The sequence below is a fragment of the Patiriisocius hiemis genome (genome assembly GCF_031846325.1).
Lineage (GTDB): Bacteria > Bacteroidota > Bacteroidia > Flavobacteriales > Flavobacteriaceae > Patiriisocius_A > Patiriisocius_A hiemis.
On the sequence record NZ_JAVRHZ010000009.1, the window covers coordinates 60410 to 86403 of the forward strand.

Here is a 25994-nt window from a genome sequence, read left to right on the forward strand (position 1 = left end):
AGTAATTATTCCCTATCGGTGATTTCTAAAAAATATGTTGTTTTAGACTTGAGGTTTAATAAACCCTCTAAGGAAGCATCTGAAGATGGAATAGTTACTGAAACTACTACTCTATCTGCCATTGTTAATCTAGTAATGTCTTCTCCTGCGACTGTTTGCTCAAACTCTGTAACAATTGGATTTGATGACGCTCCTTGGTTTACAGATGTTGATGTAAAATAAGTAAGCTGGTTTTCTTCATTTAAAAACTCAAAATCTACATCAAACGTTCTTGGAATACTATTAGTGAACCTAAAAAAGAAATCGGCCTGTACTAAGCTTTCTTGGATTTCTGTATCGTCTAGAAATCTTATTTCGGTGGTATCTCTTACAGTTAAAATTTCGGTGTTGGTTGTTTCGTCATAAAAATCACCCGCCTCAAGATTAAAAAAAATAAGGTCAAGTTCTACAACAGGAGTTAAGGTTATTTCTTCTGCTTGATCAAAGTCTGTGTCTTTAACACAGGAAAAAAACAAGAATAAAGCAAGAACTCCAAAAAATGGAATAACTAGGTTTTTTTTCATAATTTAGGGGCATTTTACAAATAACGTCGTTTATCTGCAAATATTATAGCTAAAGGTACTTTTTAATAGCTAGTAAAGTATTGACAAAAACATAGTTTTTTATGCGTTCCTCTCTTCTGTAATTATAGAATATTGTTGCCATTCCTACATTTTCTGCACCTAGAACATCTGCCTCAAAAGTATCTCCAATCATGATACTATTTTTTGCTAATGCATTTGCTTTGGATAGTGCCTTTTCAAAAACTAAAGGATTTGGTTTTTTTACACCTACTTCTTCTGAGCTTGTAACAGTATCAAAGTAATGTACTATCTTACTCTTTACAAGTTTTAATTGCTGAACTTCAGAAAAACCATTTGTAATGATATGTAGTTTGTAGTTTGGTTTTAAATAATCTAAAATATCAATTGCTCCTTCTAATAAAAAATTGTCATGTGGCAATTCTTCTATGTAGCCTTCAGAAAGTAAATCGATAAAGGAAACTGGATAAACTATATTAAACCTCTTAAAAGTATCTACAAGCCTTCCTCTTCTTAGCTCTTGCTTTGACACTTTTTCTTCTCTAAATAGTTTCCAATAGTTAAAGTTAATAGGCTCATATTCAGTAATAAAATCTTCATAAGGAAGTGTAACCTTGTTTTTATTGAATAACCTTTGGAAAGCTAGCCTCGAGTTTTTATCAAAATCCCAAAGAGTATGGTCTAGGTCAAAAAAAACATCTGTTATATTGGTAAACTTCATATTAACTATTTTCAGTAAAAAACAATCGCCAAGATTTATTTTCTGGTATATCTATAAAATCTGTATTTGTAAATAGGATAGAAAAAGTGCCTTGAACTTGTAGTACTTGAGACCTAAACTCATTTATTAAATTTTCAACTTGAGAATGGTGTTTTGTTTTTAAAGATTCAGTAGTAAATGCAATAGGATGAATGGTTAACGGGGTCCGGATTTCATAATCTAAATCGTAGAATAAAAAAGGAGTACACGTTCCAGCTCGGTATCCGGGTGTATTTTGATAAACCATAGTAAAATCTTTTTCAACTTCTAGCTCAACCAAATCTCTATAGAAATCTGGAAGGTTTACCCTAAGTTGTATATTCATTGTACTTTTTACAGCTCTATTAGTAACTGCTTCAAGTTGTTGTTTCTCTTTCTTTTTAATTTGGTAATCCTCTAATCCATCATTAGAGAACAACAAACCAACTTCTTTATAATCTGAAACAAATTTTACTAACGCTTTAAAACGCTTACGGTAGGTTGTAATACTTTCATTATAGTCTATAGACTCACCAAGCATAAAAAAAAACGTAAACTTTTCAGGTCTATTTTTAATAGTAGTAATAACCCAAGAAAAAGTATCGTTAGGGTCTTTACCTAGGGTAAGTACTTTTATGCGATTGTAAAGACTTTTTAGTTTAAACCTAACAAGCTCTCCTGTCCCACCAATTATAGAACGTACTATTCCTTTTTGAATGTATTTATATGGTTGTGGAGAAGACACTAAATGATGTACAATAAAATTTCTTTTTTTAAAAATAAGTTTTGGAAAATGAGAAACTAAAATTCTCTTTAGTTTATATGCCCAAATATCTACAACAGGTTGGTGTAAAAAAGATGCTTTATACCCCAAACTTTCTGTTACTGGATATCTCCCAAACTCGTCTTTTACATGTGGTAAGTACTCTTCATACCTGCTTAGTAAGTAAAATGAAGCCGAAAAAATATCAAACGGAATTGCGCTTCTCTCTGTTGCCGAAAAAAAACACTTTGTTTCTTCCCATTCTTTTACGGTAATATCTATAGTTTCAAAACCTTGCTGGGTAAGCAGTCCATTTGCATAGATATAAAACTCGTTACCCATTGGTTTTTTTCCATAAGAAATTTTAGGGCCTGCATGAGAAATAAAGTTTTCTATTGTAGAGGTAAATTCGACCTTAATACCCAAAATACGTGTCATAATATGCTTAAAAACATATTGAATTCTCGGAGTTACTTTTTGAGTGTAAATTAAAAGCATAAGGGTTATAAGGTTCCATTATCTGCAAAGCTAAAATACGCTTTTTGAGTTACGATAATGTGGTCAAGAACTTTTATATCCAAACTATTCCCTGCTGTTTTTAATTTTGAAGTTAAGTCTAAATCAGATTGACTTGGCTTTAAAGTTCCACTTGGATGATTATGTGCTAGGATAATGCCTACAGCCCCTAACTGTATTGCTGTTTTATATACCAATCTCACATCCACTATAGTTCCTGTTATACCTCCCTTACTTAATTGTGAAGTTTGTAATACCTTATTTGAATTGTTTAGGTACACTATCCAAAATTCTTCATGAGCGAGTTCTCCAATAAGAGGTTGTAATAATGCAAAGGCATCAGAGCTTGAGGTTATTTTTTTTCTCACTAAGGCATCTTCCATTCTTCTTCGTCTCCCTAGTTCTAATGCAGCAGCAATAGTAACAGCTTTAGCTTCGCCAATACCTTTAAACGCCATAAGCTCATTAGTATCTAGCTTTCCAAGCTCATTAAGGTTATTTTCTACTGAAGCTAGAATACGTTTGCTTAATGCTACGGCGCTTTCATTTTTACTTCCACTACCAATCAATATAGCAATAAGTTCTGCATCACTTAATGCCATACGTCCTTTATTAAGTAGTTTTTCGCGAGGTCTATCGTCCTCACTCCAATTTTTTATTGAAAAAGAAGTATTGTATTCTTCCAAAATATTGAATTTGCTTAAAGATAATTAAGTATCTTTAATCTGAAAATTAACATAACAATTATTTGTGATGCAATCTCTTTTTGAAACCGAAGCTTTTACTGAAATTAAAAATAGACTTGATAATCTATCTGAAGATTCTCAACGCGAGTGGGGTAAAATGACCCACGGACAAATGGCACATCATTGCCAAGGACCTCTCAACATAATACTTGAGAAAAAAGACTATGGTTTTAAGCCTAATTGGTTAATAAATTTATTATTTAAAAAATCTATGTATAGTGATAAACCTTGGCGAAAAAATTTACCTACTGCACCTAAGCTAAAAGAAACTGAAAAACGAGATTTTGTAACAGAAAAAGCTAAACTCATAGAGTTACTTAATGAATTTGATTCTCAAAGAGATAGGGATGACTGGAAACCTCATCCAGCTTTTGGTAAACTAACTAAAGAACAATGGGGCAAAATGCAATACAAACATTTAGACCATCATTTAAGACAGTTTGGAGTTTAAGTTATAATGAGCTGTTAGTTACTCTTAGAATTTTATAAAATGTATCCACCGCCGCATCATCAATCGCAAGATAAAACTAAGATGATTGCCTTAATTAAGCAATTTCCATTCGCGACGCTTATTACTGCAATTAATAATACTCCGTTTGTTACACATATCCCAGTTATTTATAATGAGGTTTCAAAAAAACTAGTAGCACATATAGATAAAAATAACCCTCAAATAGAAACGCTTAAAAATGGCAGTAGCGCAACGTTAGTTTTTAAAGGTCCAGACACCTATATTTCTCCAAGTATTTATACCACAAAACAACTTCCTACTTGGAACTATATGATAGTTCACGTACAAGGCAACATTACTCAAATTAACGCTCCAGAAGCAGTTAAAGAAACAATGGTAGCCATGACCGCTTTTCTTGAAGGACAACATCCTAATTTCACGCTTAAAATGGATGATAACCGCATGGATAGGTTAATAAACTATATACAAGCTTTTGAAGTGACTCCGACACATTGGGAAGCAAAATTTAAACTTTCGCAAGACAAAAACCCTGCAGATTTTGAAGCTGCTAAACAGGAACTCATAAAAAAATCCAACAAGAATATTGCTGGATTTATTGAGGGAATTTATACATAAAACTTACAATAACTTCTTCACCTCTTCAAAGTCTAGTCCACCATAATTACCGCTACTCATAAGCAATAAAGAAGTAGTATCTAGCTGTTGCGAAAACAAGAAGTCCTTAAAAGCAGTTGGGTCTGTGTAAATAAGTAAATCGTCTCTTTGAAAGGCTTCTGCAATTTGTTCTTTTGTAATTGGAGCTAGCCTTTTAATTTCGACTGCATGAGGAGAATAAAAAACAATTGCAGTATCTGCTGCATCCAATGCTCCTTTGTATTCTTTTAAAAATGCAGGAGTAAGACTACTATAGGTATGTAGTTCTAGACAAGCTACTAGCTTTCTTTCTGGATATTGATTTTTTACAGCGTTACTTGTCGCTTTTACCTTACTTGGTGAGTGTGCAAAATCTTTAAATGCAACTGCTGTATTACTTTCGGCTAGTTTTTCTAGACGTTTACTTGCTCCTTTAAAAGTGGCTATAGCTTCATAGAAGTCATCTGCATCTATCCCCATTAACTGGCAAATCCATCGAGCCCCTTCTAAGTTGTTAAGGTTATGCTTCCCAAAAATTTCAATAGGCATAGGACCTTCAGGGGTTTCTAGTAAGGTAACACTATCTTCAACCGCATAGTTTGGTGTTTGATATGGGTACTTCTTAATAAGACTTTCTGAATTCTCTACAACGTTTTTTACCTCTGGGTCTTCTTCATTATAAATTATAGCACCTCCATTAGTGATTTGATTTAGAAAAATAGAAAACTGCTCAACATAATTTTTATACGTAGGGAATACATTAACATGGTCCCAAGCAATTCCGCTTAACAAAGCAATGTTAGGTTTATATAAGTGAAATTTAGGTCTTCGATCTATAGGTGACGATAAATACTCATCTCCTTCAAGCAGAATAAAGTCATTTTCATTAGTAAGTTTTACCATCACATCAAAACCTTCCAGTTGTGCGCCAACCATATAATCTACTTCTTTATCATGATAATGCATAACATGCAAAATCATAGAAGTAATAGTTGTTTTTCCGTGAGAGCCACCAATTACTACTCTTGTTTTATCTTTAGACTGCTCATACAAAAACTCTGGATAACTATATATTTTGAGCCCTAACTCTTTGGCTTTTAGCAACTCTGGATTGTCTTCTTTGGCATGCATCCCAAGGATAACTGCATCTAAGGAGGTATTAATTTTTTCAGGAAACCAACCATAAGTTTCTGGTAGTAAACCTTGTGCTTTTAACCTACTTTTTGAGGGGTCAAAAATGGTATCATCGCTACCTGTGACGGTATCTCCTTTAAAGTGCAATGCTAAAGCTAAGTTGTGCATCGCACTCCCGCCAATAGCTGTAAAGTGTACTCTCATATTTGAGTATATGTATTTTGTTTTTATAAATTCTTGTAAAGATACTAATTTGAAAGCCTTTAAAAATTTTAGAAATAAGGACCGCAGAAACACGTTTTGCCTGTAGAACTGCAGCTAAAAGCTCTTTTAGACTATAATGCTTGTATAATTTCTTTTTCTTTTTTGGCTTCTTTAAAACTAGGGCGTTCTTTTAAGGCCTTATTAATCCAGACTAGCGCTGTCTGTTTTTTACCTTGGTTTTTATAAATCTGAGCCATACGATAATATGCCCAATCCTTAGGAACTCCGTCTTTTGCAGAGTGATTTGCAATATAGGCTTGCAAACAATTAATGCCAAGCTCTGCATCTAGATTGTATTGTGCAGCAATTTTACCAATCTGATAGTTTAGCTGATTTCTTTTATGAATTTTAAGTGATTGTGAAGCCGTTTCCATGGCTTCTTTTGGCTTGTTGTTTTTCTCGTAATGCTCTGCTAATTTATCATATGTGTGCGGTGAACCGCCTACCTCAATTGCTTTTTTATAAAACTTTTCTGCATCATTTGGTCTATCACTATATTCTGCAATATATCCATTGGCCAAGTAACCATCTACGGTTGAAATTTTACCTAACTCATTAGCATACTTAATAGCCTTGCGCTCACTACCGCCTATAATTCCTGGCAGCTGTATATAAAACTCAACCAAAGCCCAACGTACTTCTATGTGATTGGGGTCTAATTTTGCTGCTTTTTCAAACTCTCTTCTAATATCCCCAATATATGTAGCAGCACGAATTCTACTTATTGAAAGTGCTTTCATCCCTAAAGCTCCACCATACTTAAAGTGGTAATTGGCATTAGTATCTTCTTCTTCTGCAAGAGATTCATAATACTCTATTGCTGTATCCCAGTCTTTAGCATAACCTGCTATATCACCAAGGTATTCTCTTGTTTTTTTATGGTTTGGGTTTTGCTCTAAAAACTGTTCAAAAAGAGGTTTTGCTTTGTTAAAACGTTCTTGATTAAAGTGAGTTTTGGCTTGCTCATAGGAGTTTTGAGCAACTAAAATAAAAGGGCTGATAATAAAAATTAATACAAATCTATTCAACATAAAATGTTAGTGTTATTTACTACTTGCTGTAAACTTTTCTACTGTTTTCTCTAAGTAGTTTTTATAGTATTTAAATTTCTCTTTTGGGGTAATTGTTTTTTCATAGATTCCATCAATATTAGAACTCCATATTAACTTATCACTATCTACATCAATAAAATCAACTATTAAATTTTGATTTACTTTCACATTCTTAATTGGAATACTTTTATCTACATCATCATTAATAGACCCAATAGGTATAAAATTATTAGAGTTTCCTATATAATTTAACTCCTCAGCAAAAAAATTAATATACAAGTCTGGGTTTTTAGACTTTTTATACTTTGCTTTAAGCATATTAATTTCTATTATTTGTACAATAAGCTTACTTTCTTCTTCTGTTAAACCAGTTTTAAGTGTTGGATAGAAGTTGTATGTTTTATACTGTGAGTAATCAACGTCTTCTTTCATAGTATAAATCGAGGCTTTACAACCTAATAAAACTATAAAAGAACTAATAATTAAAATTACTCTAATATAACTTAACATAAATCTATTCTGCTTTAGGCGGGTACTTTTTTAACGCCTTTTCAATAATTGTGAAGTAATATTTTTCTTTTTGAAGTGGTGAAGCTTTTTCTTTATAATTACCATCTACAATAGCTTGCCAAAACAAATCATCTTTTTGTACATCTATAAAGTCTATTGTAAATTGTTGGTTTACAGATTTACCTCCAATTGGAATACCACCACTTATACCAAATCCTCCATTGCGTCCCCCACTTCCTACTCCAACACCTATACTACTTCGAGAGTTTGATAGTTGTTCTTTAGCAAAAAAATTGATGTAAAACTGTGGACTGCTTGACTTTTTAAAACCTCTGGTTTGTAATAAACTATCTGTACTCTTTATGATACGTTTATTGTCTAGTTCACTAAGTCCAGAATTTATGCTTGGATAATAATTGTAGGTTTTATAAACCGAAAAATCTGTCTGCTTCTCATAGTCTACAGCTACTGTTGCTCCACAAGAAGCCAACAATGCACAGACCAAAACAGTATATATAAATTTCATAATGTTGTCAATTACATTATAAATCTACGCAAAAAGTACGCCAAGAGATTTTGGTTTTGTTATTCTTTAACAATTAACCTCTCACTTTCTCATTTAACATCCCCCACAACGTGTCTTTCAATTCCATAAGGCCTTGTTGTGCTACAGATGAGAAAAATAGATATGGAATTCCTTTAAATTGAATATCTAATTCGGTTTTCATTTCACTTTTAAGCTCCTCGTCTAGCATATCACTTTTTGAGATAGCTACAAGTTTATCTTTGTCAATAAGCTCTGGGTTATACCTGCGTAATTCGTCTAGAAGAATATCATATTGTTTTTTAATATCATCTGCATCTGCAGGTATTAAAAATAATAGTGTAGAGTTACGTTCTATGTGTCTTAAAAAATAATGTCCTAGCCCTCTGCCTTCTGCCGCACCTTCAATAATCCCAGGGATATCTGCCATGACAAAAGTTTTATAATCACGGTATTCTACAATTCCTAAGTTTGGTTTTAACGTAGTAAACTCATAATTGGCAATTTTAGGTTTTGCAGCTGTAATAACCGAAAGTAACGTTGACTTTCCTGCATTTGGGAAACCCACCAAACCAACATCTGCAAGCACCTTCATTTCTAGTGTAAAATTACCTTCTTCACCATCTAATCCAGGCTGTGCATATCGTGGTGTCTGGTTTGTAGAAGATTTAAAATGATTATTTCCTCGTCCTCCTTTTCCTCCTTTGGCGAGAATTAACTCTTCCCCATCTTCAAGTAATTCTTTTAATGTTTCTCCAGTATCTGTGTTTTTCACTACAGTTCCTAAAGGCACCTCTATATATACATCCTCACCATCTGCACCTGTACTAGTTTGTTTTCCTCCAGCTCCTCCATGACCTGCTTTAAAGTGACGCTTAAATTTTAAATGGTATAGCGTCCACATATTCTCATTTGCTTTAAGAATTACATGTCCTCCGCGACCACCATCACCACCGTCAGGTCCTCCTTTAGGAATATATTTTTCACGTCTTAGGTGCGCACTCCCCTTACCTCCTTTTCCGGAAGTAACGTGAATCTTAACATAATCTACAAAATTGCCTTCTGTCATGGTTTATTTCCTGCTAAAGCAGGAATGTTTTAAAGTTTGTCTATTACAGCACTTAAACGGTCTGTAATTTCTTCGATACTTCCTACACCGTCAACCCCAAAGTATTTATCTTCTTTCTGGTAATATTCTTTTAAAATATCTGTTTTACGGTAGTATTCTGCTATTCTTTCTCTTATTACTTCTTCATTCGCATCATCTGCTCTACCACTAGATTTTCCTCTTTCAAGTAGGCGCCCTACTAAAACTTCATCATCTACTTCTAAAGCTACCATCGCATTTATTTGTGAGTCTTTTTCTTTCATCAACTTTGCTAATGCAGTTGCTTGCGCTTCAGTTCTAGGGAAACCATCAAAAATAAATCCGTTAGCACCTTCATTTTTTTCTACCTCTGCATTTAACATATTTATCGTTACCTCATCAGGAACCAAGTGTCCTTTATCCATATAGCTCTTTGCTAAATTCCCAAGCTCTGTTTCGTTCTTAATGTTATATCGAAATACATCACCTGTAGAGATATGCACTAATGCATACTTTTCTTTTAATATTTCTGCTTGTGTTCCTTTTCCTGCACCCGGAGGGCCAAATAATACTATATTTTTCATATTTATTGTCCGCGAAAGCGGAGCATTTTTAAGTTTAACTTCTTTAGTGTTATTATTTTTTCCGAAGAAATTTTTAAACCAATTCCACATAAAAAGTACTACTAATTTTTGTTTGTCTCTATTGAGGGTGCAAAGATACTTTTTTTCTTCTGAAGCACATTACGTAGTCTTACTTTCAATTGATTTTGATTTACCAGCTTCAATTTTTAGTTTCGCTTTCGATTTCGTCTTCAAACATCGTACCTTTGTGCTATGGCAAATTATTTTTCTTCAGATTTCAAGTTAGGAATCCTTGGCGGAGGGCAGTTAGGCAAAATGCTTTTGTACGAAACTAGAAAATTTGACATTGCTACACATGTTCTCGACCCAAGTGCTGAAGCTCCTTCAAAAATAGCATGTAATTATTTTGAGCAAGGAGACTTAATGGATTATGATACTGTATACAACTTTGGTCAACAAGTAGATGTCCTCACATTTGAGATTGAAAGTGTAAATGTTGATGCGCTTGCAGCTCTAGAGGCTGAGGGGAAAAAAGTATATCCATCCTCAAAAACACTACAAAACATACAAGATAAAGGCGTTCAGAAACAGTTTTACAAAGCACATAAAATTCCAACATCTCCTTTTAGAGTTTTTGAATCAAAAAACGAACTTAATGAAGCTATTGTTCGCAAAGAAATAGAGTATCCATTTGTATGGAAAAGCTGTACTGGTGGTTATGACGGTAAAGGCGTAAGTATCATTAAAGATGCAGAAGCCATTATACCATTACCTAGCGGTGCCTGTATTGCTGAAAAATTAATTCCTTTTAAAAATGAACTAGCTGTTATTGTAGCTAGAAATGTTTCGGGAGAAGTAGCTACATATCCTGTAGTAGAAATGGAATTTCATCCAGAGGCCAATCAGGTAGAATATGTAATTTGCCCAGCTAGAATTGATGAAAATGTTTCAGAAAAGGCTAGAGAAGTAGCAAAGAAAGTCTCTAATGCCTTTGAACATGTGGGGCTATTGGCAGTAGAGTTATTTCAAACTAAAGATGATGAAATTCTAGTAAATGAAGTTGCGCCAAGACCACATAATAGTGGACATTATAGTATTGAAGCAAGCTATACCAATCAATTTGAACAACACCTAAGGGCTATTTTAGACCTTCCGTTAGGGAATACAGATAGCAAAGTTGGTGGAATTATGGTTAACTTAGTAGGTGCTGAGGGACATACAGGAAATGTTGATTATAAGAACATCGAAAACATCCTTAAATTAGAAGGTGTTACACCCCATATCTACGGAAAAAAACAAACAAGACCTTTTAGAAAAATGGGACATGTTACCATTGTAAATAAGGATATTGCAAAAGCTAGGCAAATAGCTGAAAAGGTAAAGAAAACAATTGAAGTAATAAGTAAATAACAATATATGAAAGTAGGAATCATTATGGGAAGCACTAGCGATATGCCGGTTATGCAAGACGCTATAGATATTTTAAAAGGATTTGATATTGAAATAGAAGTAGATATTGTTTCTGCCCATAGAACTCCAGACAAACTATTTGATTATAGTAAAAATGCACATACAAGAGGTATCGCTGTAATTATTGCTGGTGCTGGAGGTGCGGCGCATTTACCAGGAATGGTTGCTTCTTTATCACCGTTACCTGTTATTGGAGTTCCCGTAAAATCTAGCAACTCTATTGATGGATGGGATTCAGTTTTGTCTATTCTACAAATGCCAGGTGGTGTTCCTGTAGCTACAGTTGCACTTAACGGAGCTAAAAATGCTGGTATTCTAGCGGCTCAAATTATTGGCGCAGCAGACAAATGCGTGCTTGACAAAGTAATTGCCTATAAAGAAGGGCTTAAGTTTAAAGTAGAAAAAGGAGCAGAAGAAGTTCGCAGTAAATACTAGGCTCACCACTCATAACTCACCACTCATAACTCATAACTCATAACTCAATTTATGAATAACCCTTTATTACAACCCTTTGATACAGCTCCATTTTCTAAAATAAAAAACGAGCACTACCTCCCTGCAATCAAAGAACTTATATCACAAACCAAAAGCGAAATTGAACACATAGCCAATGCCACTACTACCCCAACTTTTCAAAATACTATTGAGGCGTTAGAGAATACTGGAGAGCAGTTAAATAGAGTTACAAGTATCTTTTTTAATTTAAATAGTGCAGAAACAAATGAAGAAATTCAGAAAATAGCACAGAAACTTTCACCTTTGCTTTCTGCTTTCAAAAACGATTTACTACTTAATGAAGCATTGTTTAAGCGTGTAAAAGAGGTTTATGATTCTAAAGGCACTTTAAATTTAACTCCAGAGCAACAAATGTTACTAGAAAAGCAATACAAAGGCTTTTCTAGAAACGGAGCAAATCTTTCAGAAAAAGATAAAAAAACACTACGAAAATTAGATGCAGACCTCTCTAAACTAAGTCTCACATTTGGTGAAAATGTACTTGCTGAAACTAATAAATATGAGATGCATCTTACAAATGAAGAGGACCTCAACGGACTTCCTGAAGGTGCAAAAGAAGCTGCTGCTCAAACTGCTAAAGAAAAAGGAAAAAAAGGTTGGCACATTACTCTAGATTATCCTAGTTACATTCCTTTTATGAAGTATGCTTCTAATAGAGCTTTACGTAAAGAGTTGTCACTTGCTTTTGGAAGCAGAGCTTTTAAAAACAATGAGCATAACAATGAAGAAGTGGTTTTACAGATTGTAACCCTAAGGAACCAAAGAGCAAATCTATTGGGGTACTCTACCCATGCAGATTTTGTATTAGAAGAACGAATGGCTGAAACACCCACAAAGGTGCAATCGTTTTTAAATGAGCTACTTGAAAAAGCAAAGCCAGCCGCAAAAAGAGAATTTGAGGAACTTTCAGCATTTGCAAAAGAACTAGACGGTATTGAGCAACTTGAAAAATGGGATAGTGCTTATTATGCAGAAAAACTAAAACAAAAGTTATTTAATCTCGATGATGAAAAACTAAAACCTTACTTTAAGTTAGAAAATGTAATTGATGGAGTATTTACAGTTGCTAATAAGTTATTTGGTCTTCAGTTTGTATTAAATACAGAAGTTGATGTTTATCATAAAGACGTAAAGGTTTATAGTGTGCTTGATGCCGAAGGTGTTTTTGTTTCTATCTTTTATGCAGATTTCCACCCAAGACCTGGAAAAAGAGGAGGTGCTTGGATGACAAGTTATAAGTCACAGCAAATTAAAGATGGAGAAAACGACAGGCCCCATGTTTCCATCGTTTGTAATTTTACAAAACCTACAGCAAGTAAGCCCTCGCTACTTACATTTAATGAAGTAACCACACTTTTCCATGAGTTTGGTCATGCACTCCACGGAATGCTTGCAAATACTACCTATTCTAGTTTAAGTGGCACAAACGTGTATTGGGATTTTGTTGAATTACCAAGTCAGATTTTAGAAAACTGGTGTTATCAAAAAGAAACGTTAGAACTTTTTGCAACACATTATGAAACGGGTGAAGTCATCCCAATGGAGTACGTTGAGAAAATTAAAGAATCTGCTACCTTTCATGAAGGCATGCAAACCTTACGACAATTGAGTTTTGGTATGTTAGACATGGCTTGGCATGCTGGAGAATCACCTAAACAAATTACTTCAGTAAAAGAATTTGAAACTACTGCTTTTAAAAACACAAACCTATTCCCACCTACCCCAGAAACGTGTATGAGCACCTCGTTTAGTCATATCTTTCAAGGCGGATATTCTGCTGGGTATTATAGTTATAAATGGGCAGAAGTTTTAGATGCAGATGCCTTTGCTTATTTTAAAGAAGAAGGTATTTTTAATAAAAAAGTAGCTGCCAAATTTAAGGATTTTGTGCTTTCGCAGGGTGGGACGCAAGACCCAATGGAATTGTATATTAAGTTTAGAGGCAAAAAACCAAATCCCGATGCCTTGTTAAAACGGGCTGGATTGTTGAAGTAAATGCTTCTCTACTTCTTATAAAACAAAAACAGTCAAGATTTATAAATTTTCAATTATTTTTGAAATTTTAAAAGTTTTAGTATATTTGAATTATGGAATATAAAGAAGCAAAAGACAAATTTATAGGTACTTGGGGAGCCTTAGGATCGTTATGGGGCATTAATAAAGCAATGGCTCAAATACATGCCTTATTATTTATTTCTCCAAACCCTCTATCCATGGAAGACATTATGGAAGAATTAGAAATCTCTCGTGGAAATACAAGCATGAACTTAAGAGGGTTAATGGACTGGGGCATTGTATACAAAGTAAATATTCCTGGGGAACGCAAAGAATTTTTTTCTAGCGAGAAAGATGTGACAGAGCTTTCAAGGCAAATAGCAAAAGAAAGAAGCCGCAGAGAATTACAACCTACCATTAAAGTTTTAAAAGAAGTATCATCTATTAAAGATGATGGTTCTGAAAAAACAAAAGAGCTTATAAAACAAACTAAAGCAATGCATGAATTAGCAGATACTGCAGACACTATGATGAATAGAATTGTTAATCAAGAACAAAACTGGATTACCAAGACATTGGTGAAATTTTTAAAGTAAAGAAAAGTAAGGGAGCAAATACTCCCTTAAAATTGCAAAATATATTTCAATATTTATTGAAAGTTTGAAATTAATGATATGAAAATTAACATTCCAAATTGGCTTATTATCTTAGGAGGTGCTGGACAAATCTTTACGGCACTTGTGTATCCATACATAAGACATAAAGTTTTTGATTGGTATAATGATGTAAAACAATTAAAACCCCTTAATCAAGAAATTGCAAAAACATATGGAAGGTATATTCAAGGGTTAAACTTCTCTTTTGGACTTATTGCTATTTTAATTCCTTCAGACTTAAAAAATGGGACAAACCTTGCAATAGCAATTACAGGATTAATTGCTGCCTATTGGGTTGGAAAAGTAGCTACACAAATAGCCTACTACCCTATGTATGATATACCCAAGAAGCAACTCTTTAAATGGGGAGGTTATGGGATGAACTTTCTATTTGTATTGTTTGCAGTAGTATATACTTTGCTAGTCATTCAAAATATCTTCTAAGATGAGATATTTATTTAAAATAAAACAACTGTACTCATGAAAACGACCAAACTACCCAACGTTCAAGATGTTACAAGAAAGAAAAAAAACACTTCAAGAGAAGCAATCATTGACTTTTATAATGAAGCGACCGAGGATTATAGTTTTTGGAGCAGAGACCTCAACATGCATTTTGGGTATTTTATCTTTGGAAAAACCAACCCATTGAAAAGAGACAGCATGGGGAATGAAATGAATAATCAAATTTATAATAGATTAAACCTCTCAAAAACCACAAAAAATATTGCAGATTTAGGATGTGGCATGGGCGGAACTATGCGATATATGCTTAAAAAGCAAAACAACCTATCTATGATAGGTGTTACGCTATCTCCTTTCCAAGTTGAAGAAGGAAACAAATTACTAAAAGATAAAAAGGGTCTAATTTTACAAGAAAACTATTGCAACACGAGTCTTACTAGTAGCAGTATGGAAGGGGCAATCGCAATAGAAGGTTTTTGTCATTCTGGTCATAGTGAAGAAGCATTGAGAGAAGCATACAGGATACTCAAGCCAGGGACTAACCTTGTAATAGCAGATGCCTTTTTAAAAAAAGACCCTAAAAATCTGTGTTTAGGTAGTAGTTATAGCTATCGCAAACTCTGCAAAGGCTGGAGTCTTGATGGATTAGGGGTTATAGATGAAGTTGAGAATAGCTTAAAAAAAGTTGGTTTTAAAAAAGTAAAAGTAGAAGATATTTCGTTTAGAGTAGCGCCTTCTGTATTACATGTTCCTTTTGCTATTGGCGGTTTTATTTTAAAAAATATACTCCTTAAAAATCCCTTAAAACCACAAAGCTGGAATAATATGAAAGCGTCTTTTTACGCCTTAATTTCTGGATTGCACATGAAAGATTTTGGATATTATATCATCACAGCAATAAAATAATGACAACAATTAAGCTACATACAATAATAAATACATCTTGTGAAGAGGCATTCAATTTGTCAAGGGATATTGATTTTCATACCAAAAGTGCTTCGCAAACTAATGAAAAAGCTATTGCCGGTAAAATGAAGGGAAAAATTGGTTTGAACGAAACTGTTACTTGGAAAGGTAAGCACTTTGGATTTTACCTAAAGCATACGAGTAAAATTATTCAGTTTGAAGCACCTAATTTCTTTACAGATATTATGATAAAAGGACATTTTACATATTTTGCACATCAACATTTTTTTAAAGAAATTGATAATGAAACACATATGGAAGATGTTGTAAGGTATAAAGTACCCTACGGAATTATTGGTAAGTTTTTTAATAAATTCTTTTTAAAAAAGCACTTAGAAACATTTTTAAAACAGAGAAATAGTGCAATAAAAAACACACTAGAGGCTGTTAGTTAATGAAACTTTGCTATTTTTGAAGCCTCACTATTAGGTGATTAAAAATGCCAAAAAACATATTAGAACCGAACAATTGGGTAGATCGTTATTCAGACTATCTATACAATTACACTATTGTGCGCGTAAATGATCATGAAGTAGCTCAGGATTTAATATCTGAAACATTTTTTGCAGGTCTAAAGTCTAAAGATAATTTTAAAGGAGAAGCAAGTGAGCGAACTTGGCTCATTGCAATTTTAAAAAGAAAAATAATAGACCACTACCGCAAAAAAAATTCTAAAAAAGGTAAAGCTGAAATTAGAATGACGTACAATGATGATGATGCAGAAGGAGACTGGCTAGAAGAACGCGTAAGTGACCCCTTTGACAAAACCGCAGAAGATGTCATGGAAAACTCCGAATTGGGTATGGCAATCTTTGATTGTTTAGACACACTAAACGAAAAACAAGCGAGAATTTTTAAAATGAAAACGATAGATAATTTTGATACTGAAGCTATCTGTAATGAATTTAATATTACTCCGTCTAACCTTTGGGTAATTATCCATAGAGCAAGAACTGCTATGGCAAATTGCCTAGAATCTAATTGGTTATAATAAACTATGAAATTTTTTATTAAATATGAAGAAGCCACACAGATTTGTGACAAAACACAATATAACGAGGCTTCTATATGGGAAAAAATTAAACTTAACATTCGCATGCTCTACTGTAGTGCAACGAGAAAGTATAGTGCTAGAAATGCTAAGTTGACATCAGCAATTAAAAAATCTAAGGTTAAAACAATGCCTCAAGATCAAAAAGCTGCCATGAAAGAAAGGTTAGCTAAAGAACTAGCTAATTAATAAGCACCAAAGTAACATCCAAACAATTGGGATGCTTTCTACAAAAAATGAGGCGAAATATTTAGATTGTTTTCTTTTAGACCCCAACAAAAAAACTCCCATTAAAGTTAATATTACTAACAGTACTAAAAGTTCATTATGTTCAACTGCTGTTTTTAAGCCTTCAGTAAGCAACACTAACATTAAAAAAAACACTCCTAATACTTTGGCTTTACGAATACCCAACACTTGAGGTATTGTTTTTAATAGTTTGTCATCAAATCTTAAATCTCTTATTTCAAAGGGTAGCGTAAGGGTCATAACTATAAACATACGCTGTAAAAAAGTAAGCCACACATCTGTATTAAATGGCACTTCACTAGTTACTAATGGTAATAATACAGTAACACCAGCCCAAACTATTGCTACTACCAAAATTTTTAAGCCCGCAATACTTCGTAAGTTTTTATGTTTTAAAAGCGGAATTGCATAAAACAACGTTAATAAACCTAAAAGCAAAGCTAGTTTAAGAACATCTATAGAAATTTTAGTAGCCAAAAAAACAAGTCCTCCAAAGCAGAAAAAAGAAAATAATTGTATCGCTCGTAAATTCTTTGCAAGACTTCTGTGGTGTAGTCCAGCAATCTTTGCATATTTTACAAAATTGTAACCCGTGATAGTTCCAAAAAAAATAAAGAGGAGTAAATAAATATCATATGCTATTTTAAACTGAAAAATAGTAATCAATACTAGTGAAACTACAGATAATGCAACATGAACACTACTATCTATATAAAAATTAAAAAAGCTACGTAAATACTTCACAAAGTAAAAATAGCTAAACTGTTAGTAACCTTTATGTTTAGTTGAAAAGTTCTATTACCTAGTGCTTAAAACTTCATTGTTTTCCTTTTTTTATATTGTAATTTTGCACAACTTGTTTAGTTTATTTTTCATATTAATAAACAATACAATTTATAACTTTAATAAACACTTAATCTTTTAGTGAATCTTTTACGATTATGAACACAGATTCTTTTGCAATACGACATATAGGCCCCAGAAAAGAGGAGCTAGCAGACATGTTAAAAACGGTTGGAGCAGAAAGCATGGAGCAACTTATTTCTGAAACCATCCCAAACGATATAAGACTTCCTAAGAACTTGCAACTTGACACAGCAATGAGTGAGCAAGAGTATTTAGAACATATCACAGATTTATCTTCTTACAATAGTGTTTTTAAAAGTTATATAGGATTAGGGTATCATCAAGCTATTACACCTCCAGTTATTCAAAGAAACATTTTAGAGAACCCAGGTTGGTATACAGCTTACACTCCATATCAAGCAGAAATAGCACAAGGACGTCTAGAGGCACTTCTTAATTTCCAGACAATGGTTACAGATCTAACCGGTATGGAATTGGCCAACGCATCGCTTTTAGATGAAAGTACCGCGGCTGCAGAAGCCATGACACTATTATTTGCTGTTAGAGAGCGCGAACAAAAGAAAAAAGGAATAAATAAGTTTTTTGTTTCTGAAGAAATTCTTCCGCAAACACTTTCATTGTTACAAACAAGAGCAACTCCTGTTGGGATTGAACTTGTAATAGGCGACCATGAAACATTTGACTTCTCTGATGAATATTTCGGGATATTGCTACAATACCCTGGTAGAACTGGAAAAGTATATGACTTTAGTAGTTTTATTGCGCAAGCAAAAGAGGCACAAATTAAAGTAGCAGTAGCTGCCGATATTTTAAGTCTAGTAGTATTAGAGTCGCCAGGAAACTTTGGTGTTGATGTTGTAGTAGGAACTACTCAACGATTTGGTATTCCACTAGGATATGGAGGTCCTCACGCAGCTTATTTTGCAACAAAGGAAGCCTATAAAAGAAACATTCCAGGGCGTATAATTGGGGTTACAAAAGACCTAGATGATAATCGTGCTTTGCGCATGGCATTACAAACTAGAGAACAACATATTAAAAGAGACAAGGCTACTTCAAATATTTGTACAGCACAAGTATTATTAGCTGTAATGGCAGGGATGTACGCAGTATATCATGGGCCAAAAGGACTAGAGTATATCGCAAAAAAAGTACATAATAGTACTGCAACCTTAGCTAATGCTTTAGAAAAACTAGGATATTACCAAGCCAACGAAACCTATTTTGATACTATTGCTATAAAAGCAGATATCTCAAAAATTAACTTTAGAGCTGAACTTGAAGGTATTAACTTTTATTACCCAGATGACGAGACTGTTTCTATCTCAATAAATGAGACAACTACCATAAATGACCTCAATAAAATTATTGGTGTTTTTGCAGAAGCAATAAGTAAAGACCGTTTTTATATAAATGAACTTATTGAAGGTAATGCCATTCCAAAAAATGTGGCAAGAAAGACACCTTTTCTAGAAAACGAAGTATTTAACAGTTATCATAGTGAGACTGAATTAATGCGATATATAAAGAAATTAGAGCGAAAAGACCTAGCTCTAAATCACTCTATGATTTCATTAGGGTCTTGTACTATGAAGCTAAATGCTGCTGCCGAAATGCTTCCGCTAAGTGACCCAATGTGGGGTAACATTCATCCTTTTGTTCCTATCGAACAAGCAGGCGGATATCAATTTATGCTTAAAAAATTAGAAGAACAACTTACAGAAATTACTGGTTTTGCAGGTACTTCTTTACAACCCAACTCTGGAGCACAAGGAGAGTATGCTGGACTTATGGTAATTCGCGCTTATCACAACTCTAGAGGAGATGAGCAGCGTAATATTTGTTTAATTCCTTCTTCTGCACATGGAACAAACCCTGCAAGTGCTGTAATGGCAGGTATGAAAGTAGTTGTCACTAAAGCTAGTGAAGACGGCAATATTGACGTTGAAGATTTACGTTCTAAAGCCGAAGAACATAAAGATAACCTTGCAGCTCTAATGGTTACATACCCTTCTACACATGGAGTGTATGAGTCTGCTATTAAAGAAATTACAAGCATTATTCATAAAAATGGAGGTCAAGTATATATGGATGGTGCTAATATGAATGCACAAGTAGGCTTAACAAACCCAGGTGCTATAGGTGCAGATGTTTGTCACTTAAACCTTCATAAAACGTTTGCCATTCCCCACGGAGGCGGCGGACCTGGTGTAGGACCTATTTGTGTAGCCGAACAGCTAGTACCTTTTTTACCAAGCAACCCTATTATAGAAACAGGAGGGGAAAAAGCAATTTCTGCAATTTCTGCCGCTCCATGGGGGAGTTCACTTGCGTGTTTAATTTCGTATGCCTACATATGTATGTTAGGACAGAATGGACTCAAAAAAGCAACCCAATTTGCGATTTTAAATGCTAATTACATTAAAGAGCGTTTAAATGGGCATTATGAAGTTTTATATACTGGTGAAAAAGGAAGAGCTGCACACGAGATGATTATAGATTGCCGTCCTTTTAAAGAAAATGGCATTGAGGTTACAGATATTGCAAAGCGTTTAATGGATTATGGATTTCATGCACCTACTGTTTCTTTCCCAGTAGCAGGAACAATGATGATAGAACCTACAGAGAGTGAAAGTTTACAAGAACTGAATCGCTTTTGTGATGCAATGATATCCATTAGAAAAGAAATTGATTCAGTAACAAAAGAAAACAAAAACAACGTACTTAAAAATGCACCGCATACACAGGCAATGTTAACATCAGACTCTTGGCACTTACCATATACAAGACAAGAAGCTGCTTTTCCGTTGCCTTACATAGCTGACAATAAATTTTGGCCTTCTGTTCGCCGTGTAGATGATGCTTATGGGGACAGGAATCTAATCTGTACTTGTGAGCCTATAGAAGCATATATGGAAGATAATTAACCAGCAATTAAAGCGGTTAGCTAGTTTGTTTTAACTATTTTAGTCAAAAATATTTTATCCATGGGTATAGCAATCACAGGAATAGGAAGTTACATACCAGAAGGAGTTGCCCCTAATAAGACTTTTGAGAATCATCATTTTTTAAATGAAGATGGGAGCGAGTTTCAGCACAATAACGAAGTGATTATTGAAAAATTTAAAGCTATTACAGGTATATCTGAAAGACGCTATATAAAAGATAAAATTACTACTTCAGATATTGCTTTTTATGCAGCTGAAAAAGCCATAGAAGATGCTAAACTTGATAGAGAAACTCTAGATTATATAATTGTAGCTCATAACTATGGCGATGTAAAATATGGTTCTCAACAAAGTGATACAGTTCCTAGCATTGCTTCCAGAGTAAAACACATGCTAAAAATTAAAAATCCTTACTGTGTAGGTTACGATGTTTTATTTGGATGCCCAGGATGGGTAGAAGGAATGATTCAGGCTAATGCATTTATAAAATCTGGAATAGCAAAACGGTGTCTAGTTATTGGAGCCGAAGCACTTTCAAGGGTAGTAGACCAACACGACAGAGACTCCATGATTTATAGTGATGGTGCGGGTGCTACTATTGTTGAAAACACTAGTAAAGATTCTGGAATATTGAGTCATAAGTCGGCTACTTTTGCCTATGATGAAGCTCATTTTATCTACTTTGGAGAGTCTAATAACCAAGAAATCACAGACGCAAGACGTTACATAAAAATGTATGGCCGCAAAATCTACAACTTTGCTCTAAGTAATGTTCCAGAGGCTATGAAAAACTGTCTTGATGAAAGCGGTGCTACTATTAATGATTTAAAAAAAGTCTTTATTCACCAAGCAAATGAGAAGATGGATGAGGCAATTATTAAACGTTTCTATAAACTATATAATAAAGAAGCTCCAGAACATGTAATGCCTATGAGTATTAATAAGCTAGGTAACTCTAGTGTCGCAACAGTTCCTACTTTATATGATATGGTTGTTAAAAAGCAACTAGACAATCATCGAGTAAACAAGGGTGATATCATTATGTTTGCAAGTGTAGGAGCCGGTATGAATATAAATGCAATTACTTATAGAGTTTAATCTGTTATGTATAAAAGCAAAACAGTACAAAAAAGATATAAGCACACCTTAGCTTTTTTAAAAAAGCACATTTCCACTTCCGAAACAATTATAGATCTTGGTGTTGTTAATCCCTTTTCTGAAATTTTAAAGAATGAAGGGTTTCAAGTTATAAATACAGAAGGTGAAGATTTGGACATAGACACCTCTGCTGTAAAGAATAAAGATTATGATGTAATTACAGCTTTTGAAATTTTTGAACATCTAGTTTCACCATTTAATGTACTTCAGGATAGTACTTCAAAAAAACTCGTAGCTTCTGTACCTCTAAAACTATGGTTTGCTTCAGCATATAAAAGTAAAACTGATGAAAGAGATAGACATTACCACGAATTTGAAGACTGGCAATTTGACTGGTTACTAGAAAAGTCTGGATGGGTTATAAAGGATCGAGAAAAGTTCACCAATCCAGTAAGAAAGGTTGGAATTAGACCTATTTTAAGAAGGTTTACCCCACGCTATTACTTAGTTTATGCAGAACGAGCTTAGATGGATATTTACATCATTATACCAGCTTACAACGAAGAAGCTCATATTAAAAAGACGCTTCAATCTTTAGTATCTCAAACTAAACCTCCAAAAAAAATAGTTGTAGTAGATGATAATTCAACCGACAAAACTCCTGATATTATCTCAGAGTTTGCAACAAAATATGATTTTATATTTTCTGAAAAAATAAACACAGTTTCTAACCATGAACCAGGTAGTAAAGTTGTACATGCATTTAAACAAGGTTTTAAAAAACTAGACCATGATTATGATATAATTTGCAAGTTTGATGCAGATTTAATTTTTCCAACAAACTACTTAGAAACAATATCTAATTACTTTGAAAGAAACCAAAAATGTGGAATGGCTGGAGGTTTTTGTGCTATCAAAAAGGAGGGTTCTTGGGTAATAGAAAACCTAACAAACCCAGATCACATTAGAGGCGCATTAAAAGCATATAGAAAAGATTGCTTTAAAACCATAGGGGGTCTTAAAGAAAGCATGGGCTGGGACACAGTAGATGAGCTGTTAGCAAAGTATCATGGTTGGGAAGTAGTTACCGACACCTCTTTGCTGGTAAAACACCTCAAGCCAACTGGAGGTACTTACTCAAAAAAAGCTAAGTACAAGCAAGGTGAGGCTTTTTATAAAATGCGCTATGGTTATAAACTTACTCAACTAGCCTCTTTAAAATTAGCCTTAAAAAAGAAACAATTTGGTTATTATTTTGATTGTTTAAGAGGTTTCTATAAAGCAAAAAAAGAGAAAGCCACTTTTATTGTTACTGAAGAAGAAGGTGCTTTTATTAGAAAATATCGCTGGAAAAACATCAAAAAGAAATTATTATAACAATTCCATAACCTTCAAAAAGTCTTTTTTCAATTACTTTTGAAATTATAATTTAACAATATGAGCAAGATCTTTTTTGTAGTAGCAGCGCTACTACTTTCTTCATGTGTAGCAGTAAATGTTTCGGAAAATAAAATTGAAGCAAGTCCTATTAAAAATAAACCAAAGAACATTATTTTACTTATTGGTGATGGGATGGGTTTAAGTCAAGTTTCAGCAAGCTTTTTTTACGGAGAAAACTCATCAAATTTTGAAAAATTTAATACCGTTGGCCTTATTAAAACCTCAGCATCTAGTGATTTAATAACAGACTCTGCAGCGAGTGCAACCGCATATGCTACTGGAGAAAAAACATATAACGGCGCTATTGCAGTAAATAACGACACTATTTCGGTAGAAACTATCGTCGAAAAAGTATCAAAACAAAATATTGCAACTGGTATTATTTCTACCTCTTCTATTGTTCACGCAACACCAGCAAGTTTTTATGCACATGTAAAACAACGAAGAATGTATGAGGATATAGCCGCTTTTTTACCTACCTCAGACATTGACTTTTTTGCAGGAGGTGGTTCACAATTTTTCAATAAGAGAAAAGACAAAAAAAACCTACTAGAAGATTTAAAGTTAAATGGTTTTGAAGTATCAACAACTTCTTTACCAACTTCAACCTCATCAAAAAAACAAGCCATCTTGCTTGCTGATGATGCAATGCCAAAAATGCTTGAAGGAAGAGGTGATTTTTTACCAGATGCAACTAAACTTGCAATAGAGCAATTGTCTAAAAATGAAGATGGTTTCTTTTTAATGGTAGAAGGCTCACAAATAGATTGGGGTGGCCATGCCAACGATGCCGAATACTTAATAAGCGAGCAACTAGATTTTGACAAAACTATTGGAGTGGCTTTAGATTTTGCAAAACGCAACGGCAATACTCTAGTTATTGTTACAGCAGATCATGAAACAGGTGGATTTACACTAGCCGCAGAAGATGATAATTATAATAGCATTAAACCTTCTTTCTCAACAGGAGGTCATTCTGCCACTATGGTGCCAGTATTTTCTTATGGCCCTTCCGAAGAAGATTTTGGTGGTATCTATGAAAATACATCATTATTCAACAAGATGATTTCTTTATTTGAGCAATAATAAAGCTACTTACCATAATCCCTAGGGTATTTTTGTTACTTTAGCAGTAGGCAAGATTTCATGAAATATTTTCAGCACATAGGCTCTTATTTTATCATGATAAAGCGAGTATTTTCAAGCTTTACCAAGAGAAGTGTGCTCAAAGAACTTATTTTTAAGGAGATAGACGACCTTATCTTTGGTTCTTTGGGGATTGTCGCTTTTATCTCCTTTTTTGTAGGGGGTGTTATCGCTATACAAACTGCTTTAAATATTGACAATCCCCTAATCCCAGCATATCTAGTAGGCTATGCTACTAGACAATCCATTATATTAGAATTTGCTCCTACATTTATTTCTATTATTATGGCTGGTAAAGTAGGCTCTTTTATTACATCAAGTATTGGTTCTATGCGAGTTACCGAACAAATTGATGCATTAGAAGTAATGGGGATAAACTCGCTTAACTATCTAGTTTTTCCAAAGATTATTGCCATGTTAGTATATCCTTTTATAATTGGTCTATCCATGTTTTTAGGTATCCTTGGTGGATGGGTTGCCGGGGTGTATGGTGGCTTTACAACCTCAACAGACTTTATAACAGGTTTACAAGAAGATTTTATTCCTTTTCACTTAACGTATGCTTTCATTAAAACATTTGTTTTTGCATTTATTTTAGCTACGGTACCTTCTTGGCAAGGGTATTACATGAAAGGTGGTGCATTAGAAGTAGGTAAAGCAAGCACCAACTCATTTGTATGGACTAGTGTACTTATCATATTTACAAACTTTATTATAACCCAATTACTTTTAAGTTAATGATACGTATTGAAAACATACATAAACGATTTGGTGAAGAGGAAATTTTAAAAGGAATTTCTACCACTTTTGAAAAAGGAAAAACCAACCTTATCATTGGACAAAGTGGTAGTGGGAAAACTGTTATGCTAAAATGCCTTCTAGGTCTTTTTTCTCCTGAAGAAGGAAGGATTTTTTATGAAGATAAGCCTATCCAAGAAATGGATGAGGAAGAACAACGTGACCTTAGAGAAGACATAGGAATGCTTTTTCAAGGAGGTGCATTATTTGATTCTATGACAATTGAAGAAAATGTAATGTTCCCCCTTAGAATGTTTACCAATAATAAAAAGGAAGACATGCTAGCTCGTGTTAATGAGGTATTATCCAGAGTAAAACTAGATGGAGTAAACAAAAAGTATCCTGCTGAGATTTCAGGGGGAATGCAAAAAAGAGTATCTATTGCTAGGGCTATTGTAAATAAACCTAAGTACCTTTTTTGTGATGAACCTAATTCTGGTCTCGACCCAAAAACTGCTACTGTAATAGATAATTTAATACAAGAAATTACTCATGAATATGACATAACTACTGTTGTAGTTTCTCATGACATGAACTCTGTTATGGAGATTGGAGAAAATATTGTGTTTTTAAAAAACGGGCTTCTAGTTTGGCAAGGAACTAACAATGAAATTTTTAAAACAGACAACCAAGATGTTACAGACTTTGTCTATTCTTCAGATTTGTTTAAAAAAATAAGAGTAGTACAGCAAAAAGAAGGATAA

28 protein-coding genes and 1 pseudogene are annotated in these 25994 nt (G+C 33.8%); 18 read left to right on the forward strand and 11 right to left on the reverse strand.

The genetic code is table 11. The annotated features are described in order from the left end of the window. Positions 1 to 5 precede the first annotated feature (5 nt). Genes RM538_RS12810 through radC form a run of 4 tightly spaced genes read right to left on the reverse strand, consistent with a single transcriptional unit; the run spans position 6 to position 3285 of the window. Positions 6 to 563 carry a hypothetical protein gene (locus RM538_RS12810; RefSeq protein ID WP_311333838.1) on the reverse strand — a complete coding sequence of 186 codons (558 nt, stop codon included), beginning with the start codon at positions 561 to 563 and terminating at the stop codon, positions 6 to 8. 49 nt (positions 564 to 612) lie between these two features. Then, positions 613 to 1302 (reverse strand): YjjG family noncanonical pyrimidine nucleotidase, encoded by a 690-nt coding sequence (locus RM538_RS12815; protein ID WP_311333839.1) that lies wholly within the window; start codon positions 1300 to 1302, stop codon positions 613 to 615. A gap of 1 nt (position 1303) precedes the next feature. Further along, positions 1304 to 2581 (reverse strand): DUF7033 domain-containing protein, encoded by a 1278-nt coding sequence (locus tag RM538_RS12820; RefSeq protein WP_489753170.1) that lies wholly within the window; start codon positions 2579 to 2581, stop codon positions 1304 to 1306. 5 nt (positions 2582 to 2586) lie between these two features. Continuing rightward, positions 2587 to 3285: a RadC family protein gene (radC, locus tag RM538_RS12825; RefSeq protein ID WP_311333841.1), complete on the reverse strand. Its 699-nt coding sequence runs from the start codon at positions 3283 to 3285 to the stop codon at positions 2587 to 2589. 67 nt (positions 3286 to 3352) lie between these two features. On the opposite strand from radC, the gene RM538_RS12830 reads away from it, so the two are divergent. Together RM538_RS12830 and RM538_RS12835 are read left to right on the forward strand one after the other, a co-directional pair. Next, the gene (locus RM538_RS12830; protein ID WP_311333842.1) at positions 3353 to 3796 is read left to right on the forward strand and encodes a DUF1569 domain-containing protein; all 444 of its coding nucleotides are present in this window, start codon (positions 3353 to 3355) and stop codon (positions 3794 to 3796) included. A gap of 39 nt (positions 3797 to 3835) precedes the next feature. Continuing rightward, positions 3836 to 4432 carry an FMN-binding negative transcriptional regulator gene (locus RM538_RS12835; protein ID WP_311333843.1) on the forward strand — a complete coding sequence of 199 codons (597 nt, stop codon included), beginning with the start codon at positions 3836 to 3838 and terminating at the stop codon, positions 4430 to 4432. A gap of 3 nt (positions 4433 to 4435) precedes the next feature. Here the strand turns inward: RM538_RS12835 and RM538_RS12840 are convergent, their stop codons facing one another. The 6 genes and pseudogenes from RM538_RS12840 to RM538_RS12865 all read right to left on the reverse strand — a co-directional run. Then, on the reverse strand, positions 4436 to 5788 hold the full coding sequence (locus tag RM538_RS12840; RefSeq protein ID WP_311333844.1) for a UDP-N-acetylmuramate--L-alanine ligase: 1353 nt from the start codon (positions 5786 to 5788) through the stop codon (positions 4436 to 4438). A 131-nt stretch (positions 5789 to 5919) separates the two neighbouring features. Further along, complete coding sequence (locus RM538_RS12845) at positions 5920 to 6879, reverse strand: tetratricopeptide repeat protein (protein ID WP_311333845.1); 960 nt, start codon at positions 6877 to 6879, stop codon at positions 5920 to 5922. A 12-nt stretch (positions 6880 to 6891) separates the two neighbouring features. Continuing rightward, positions 6892 to 7332 (reverse strand): DUF4136 domain-containing protein, encoded by a 441-nt coding sequence (locus RM538_RS12850; RefSeq protein ID WP_311333846.1) that lies wholly within the window; start codon positions 7330 to 7332, stop codon positions 6892 to 6894. 82 nt (positions 7333 to 7414) lie between these two features. After that, entirely contained in the window at positions 7415 to 7936 is a 522-nt protein-coding gene (locus RM538_RS12855) for a DUF4136 domain-containing protein (RefSeq protein ID WP_311333847.1), read from the reverse strand. 73 nt (positions 7937 to 8009) lie between these two features. Next, positions 8010 to 9023: a GTPase ObgE gene (gene obgE, locus RM538_RS12860; protein WP_311333848.1), complete on the reverse strand. Its 1014-nt coding sequence runs from the start codon at positions 9021 to 9023 to the stop codon at positions 8010 to 8012. Positions 9024 to 9052: 29 nt separating this feature from the next. After that, a pseudogene (locus RM538_RS12865) lies at positions 9053 to 9628 on the reverse strand (adenylate kinase); the annotation flags it as partial. Positions 9629 to 9877: 249 nt separating this feature from the next. Here RM538_RS12865 and RM538_RS12870 point away from each other — a divergent pair. The 9 genes from RM538_RS12870 to RM538_RS12910 all read left to right on the forward strand — a co-directional run bounded on the left by RM538_RS12870 (position 9878) and on the right by RM538_RS12910 (position 16933). Then, positions 9878 to 11035, forward strand: coding sequence for a 5-(carboxyamino)imidazole ribonucleotide synthase (locus RM538_RS12870; RefSeq protein WP_311333849.1), 1158 nt, complete (start codon positions 9878 to 9880; stop codon positions 11033 to 11035). 6 nt (positions 11036 to 11041) lie between these two features. Beyond that, positions 11042 to 11530 (forward strand): 5-(carboxyamino)imidazole ribonucleotide mutase, encoded by a 489-nt coding sequence (gene purE, locus RM538_RS12875; protein ID WP_311333850.1) that lies wholly within the window; start codon positions 11042 to 11044, stop codon positions 11528 to 11530. 51 nt (positions 11531 to 11581) lie between these two features. Further along, on the forward strand, positions 11582 to 13606 hold the full coding sequence (locus tag RM538_RS12880; RefSeq protein ID WP_311333851.1) for a M3 family metallopeptidase: 2025 nt from the start codon (positions 11582 to 11584) through the stop codon (positions 13604 to 13606). Positions 13607 to 13698: 92 nt separating this feature from the next. Continuing rightward, positions 13699 to 14202 (forward strand): GbsR/MarR family transcriptional regulator, encoded by a 504-nt coding sequence (locus RM538_RS12885; protein ID WP_311333852.1) that lies wholly within the window; start codon positions 13699 to 13701, stop codon positions 14200 to 14202. 78 nt (positions 14203 to 14280) lie between these two features. Continuing rightward, complete coding sequence (locus tag RM538_RS12890) at positions 14281 to 14706, forward strand: hypothetical protein (protein ID WP_311333853.1); 426 nt, start codon at positions 14281 to 14283, stop codon at positions 14704 to 14706. 36 nt (positions 14707 to 14742) lie between these two features. Beyond that, the gene (locus RM538_RS12895; protein WP_311333854.1) at positions 14743 to 15633 is read left to right on the forward strand and encodes an SAM-dependent methyltransferase; all 891 of its coding nucleotides are present in this window, start codon (positions 14743 to 14745) and stop codon (positions 15631 to 15633) included. Continuing rightward, positions 15633 to 16088, forward strand: coding sequence for an SRPBCC family protein (locus RM538_RS12900; RefSeq protein WP_311333855.1), 456 nt, complete (start codon positions 15633 to 15635; stop codon positions 16086 to 16088). The genes RM538_RS12895 and RM538_RS12900 overlap by 1 nt, the downstream gene beginning before the upstream one ends. A 44-nt stretch (positions 16089 to 16132) precedes the next feature. Continuing rightward, on the forward strand, positions 16133 to 16684 hold the full coding sequence (locus tag RM538_RS12905; RefSeq protein ID WP_311333856.1) for a sigma-70 family RNA polymerase sigma factor: 552 nt from the start codon (positions 16133 to 16135) through the stop codon (positions 16682 to 16684). Positions 16685 to 16690: 6 nt separating this feature from the next. Next, complete coding sequence (locus tag RM538_RS12910) at positions 16691 to 16933, forward strand: hypothetical protein (RefSeq protein WP_311333857.1); 243 nt, start codon at positions 16691 to 16693, stop codon at positions 16931 to 16933. On the opposite strand, the gene RM538_RS12915 is transcribed toward RM538_RS12910, so the two are convergent. Continuing rightward, complete coding sequence (locus tag RM538_RS12915) at positions 16922 to 17737, reverse strand: UbiA prenyltransferase family protein (protein ID WP_311333858.1); 816 nt, start codon at positions 17735 to 17737, stop codon at positions 16922 to 16924. The genes RM538_RS12910 and RM538_RS12915 overlap by 12 nt on opposite strands. Before the next feature lie 197 nt (positions 17738 to 17934). Here RM538_RS12915 and gcvP point away from each other — a divergent pair, with 197 nt between their 5' ends. Genes gcvP through RM538_RS12950 form a run of 7 tightly spaced genes read left to right on the forward strand, consistent with a single transcriptional unit; the run spans position 17935 to position 25994 of the window. Continuing rightward, on the forward strand, positions 17935 to 20787 hold the full coding sequence (gene gcvP, locus RM538_RS12920) for an aminomethyl-transferring glycine dehydrogenase (protein WP_311333859.1): 2853 nt from the start codon (positions 17935 to 17937) through the stop codon (positions 20785 to 20787). A 60-nt stretch (positions 20788 to 20847) separates the two neighbouring features. After that, positions 20848 to 21906 (forward strand): 3-oxoacyl-ACP synthase III family protein, encoded by a 1059-nt coding sequence (locus RM538_RS12925; protein WP_311333860.1) that lies wholly within the window; start codon positions 20848 to 20850, stop codon positions 21904 to 21906. Positions 21907 to 21912: 6 nt separating this feature from the next. Beyond that, positions 21913 to 22434, forward strand: coding sequence for a class I SAM-dependent methyltransferase (locus RM538_RS12930; protein WP_311333861.1), 522 nt, complete (start codon positions 21913 to 21915; stop codon positions 22432 to 22434). Further along, entirely contained in the window at positions 22435 to 23283 is an 849-nt protein-coding gene (locus RM538_RS12935; protein WP_311333862.1) for a glycosyltransferase family 2 protein, read from the forward strand. 60 nt (positions 23284 to 23343) lie between these two features. Next, a complete protein-coding gene (locus tag RM538_RS12940; RefSeq protein WP_311333863.1) occupies positions 23344 to 24432 on the forward strand; it encodes an alkaline phosphatase in 1089 nt (362 codons plus the stop codon). A 60-nt stretch (positions 24433 to 24492) separates the two neighbouring features. Continuing rightward, positions 24493 to 25230, forward strand: coding sequence for an MlaE family ABC transporter permease (locus RM538_RS12945; RefSeq protein ID WP_311333864.1), 738 nt, complete (start codon positions 24493 to 24495; stop codon positions 25228 to 25230). Beyond that, entirely contained in the window at positions 25230 to 25994 is a 765-nt protein-coding gene (locus RM538_RS12950; RefSeq protein WP_311333865.1) for an ABC transporter ATP-binding protein, read from the forward strand. Before RM538_RS12945 ends, RM538_RS12950 begins: the two co-directional genes overlap by 1 nt.

What these genes read in the sequence shown, in the direction of transcription:
- RM538_RS12810 (WP_311333838.1), bottom strand. Translation starts at nt 563, where the DNA reads ATGAAAAAAAACCTAGTTATTCCATTTTTTGGAGTTCTTGCTTTATTC.
- RM538_RS12815 (WP_311333839.1), bottom strand. Translation starts at nt 1,302, where the DNA reads ATGAAGTTTACCAATATAACAGATGTTTTTTTTGACCTAGACCATACT.
- RM538_RS12820 (WP_489753170.1), bottom strand. Translation starts at nt 2,581, where the DNA reads ATGCTTTTAATTTACACTCAAAAAGTAACTCCGAGAATTCAATATGTT.
- RM538_RS12830 (WP_311333842.1), top strand. Translation starts at nt 3,353, where the DNA reads ATGCAATCTCTTTTTGAAACCGAAGCTTTTACTGAAATTAAAAATAGA.
- RM538_RS12835 (WP_311333843.1), top strand. Translation starts at nt 3,836, where the DNA reads ATGTATCCACCGCCGCATCATCAATCGCAAGATAAAACTAAGATGATT.
- RM538_RS12840 (WP_311333844.1), bottom strand. Translation starts at nt 5,788, where the DNA reads ATGAGAGTACACTTTACAGCTATTGGCGGGAGTGCGATGCACAACTTA.
- RM538_RS12845 (WP_311333845.1), bottom strand. Translation starts at nt 6,879, where the DNA reads ATGTTGAATAGATTTGTATTAATTTTTATTATCAGCCCTTTTATTTTA.
- RM538_RS12850 (WP_311333846.1), bottom strand. Translation starts at nt 7,332, where the DNA reads ATGAAAGAAGACGTTGATTACTCACAGTATAAAACATACAACTTCTAT.
- RM538_RS12855 (WP_311333847.1), bottom strand. Translation starts at nt 7,936, where the DNA reads ATGAAATTTATATATACTGTTTTGGTCTGTGCATTGTTGGCTTCTTGT.
- obgE (WP_311333848.1), bottom strand. Translation starts at nt 9,023, where the DNA reads ATGACAGAAGGCAATTTTGTAGATTATGTTAAGATTCACGTTACTTCC.
- RM538_RS12870 (WP_311333849.1), top strand. Translation starts at nt 9,878, where the DNA reads ATGGCAAATTATTTTTCTTCAGATTTCAAGTTAGGAATCCTTGGCGGA.
- purE (WP_311333850.1), top strand. Translation starts at nt 11,042, where the DNA reads ATGAAAGTAGGAATCATTATGGGAAGCACTAGCGATATGCCGGTTATG.
- RM538_RS12880 (WP_311333851.1), top strand. Translation starts at nt 11,582, where the DNA reads ATGAATAACCCTTTATTACAACCCTTTGATACAGCTCCATTTTCTAAA.
- RM538_RS12885 (WP_311333852.1), top strand. Translation starts at nt 13,699, where the DNA reads ATGGAATATAAAGAAGCAAAAGACAAATTTATAGGTACTTGGGGAGCC.
- RM538_RS12890 (WP_311333853.1), top strand. Translation starts at nt 14,281, where the DNA reads ATGAAAATTAACATTCCAAATTGGCTTATTATCTTAGGAGGTGCTGGA.
- RM538_RS12895 (WP_311333854.1), top strand. Translation starts at nt 14,743, where the DNA reads ATGAAAACGACCAAACTACCCAACGTTCAAGATGTTACAAGAAAGAAA.
- RM538_RS12900 (WP_311333855.1), top strand. Translation starts at nt 15,633, where the DNA reads ATGACAACAATTAAGCTACATACAATAATAAATACATCTTGTGAAGAG.
- RM538_RS12905 (WP_311333856.1), top strand. Translation starts at nt 16,133, where the DNA reads ATGCCAAAAAACATATTAGAACCGAACAATTGGGTAGATCGTTATTCA.
- RM538_RS12910 (WP_311333857.1), top strand. Translation starts at nt 16,691, where the DNA reads ATGAAATTTTTTATTAAATATGAAGAAGCCACACAGATTTGTGACAAA.
- gcvP (WP_311333859.1), top strand. Translation starts at nt 17,935, where the DNA reads ATGAACACAGATTCTTTTGCAATACGACATATAGGCCCCAGAAAAGAG.
- RM538_RS12925 (WP_311333860.1), top strand. Translation starts at nt 20,848, where the DNA reads ATGGGTATAGCAATCACAGGAATAGGAAGTTACATACCAGAAGGAGTT.
- RM538_RS12930 (WP_311333861.1), top strand. Translation starts at nt 21,913, where the DNA reads ATGTATAAAAGCAAAACAGTACAAAAAAGATATAAGCACACCTTAGCT.
- RM538_RS12935 (WP_311333862.1), top strand. Translation starts at nt 22,435, where the DNA reads ATGGATATTTACATCATTATACCAGCTTACAACGAAGAAGCTCATATT.
- RM538_RS12940 (WP_311333863.1), top strand. Translation starts at nt 23,344, where the DNA reads ATGAGCAAGATCTTTTTTGTAGTAGCAGCGCTACTACTTTCTTCATGT.
- RM538_RS12945 (WP_311333864.1), top strand. Translation starts at nt 24,493, where the DNA reads ATGAAATATTTTCAGCACATAGGCTCTTATTTTATCATGATAAAGCGA.
- RM538_RS12950 (WP_311333865.1), top strand. Translation starts at nt 25,230, where the DNA reads ATGATACGTATTGAAAACATACATAAACGATTTGGTGAAGAGGAAATT.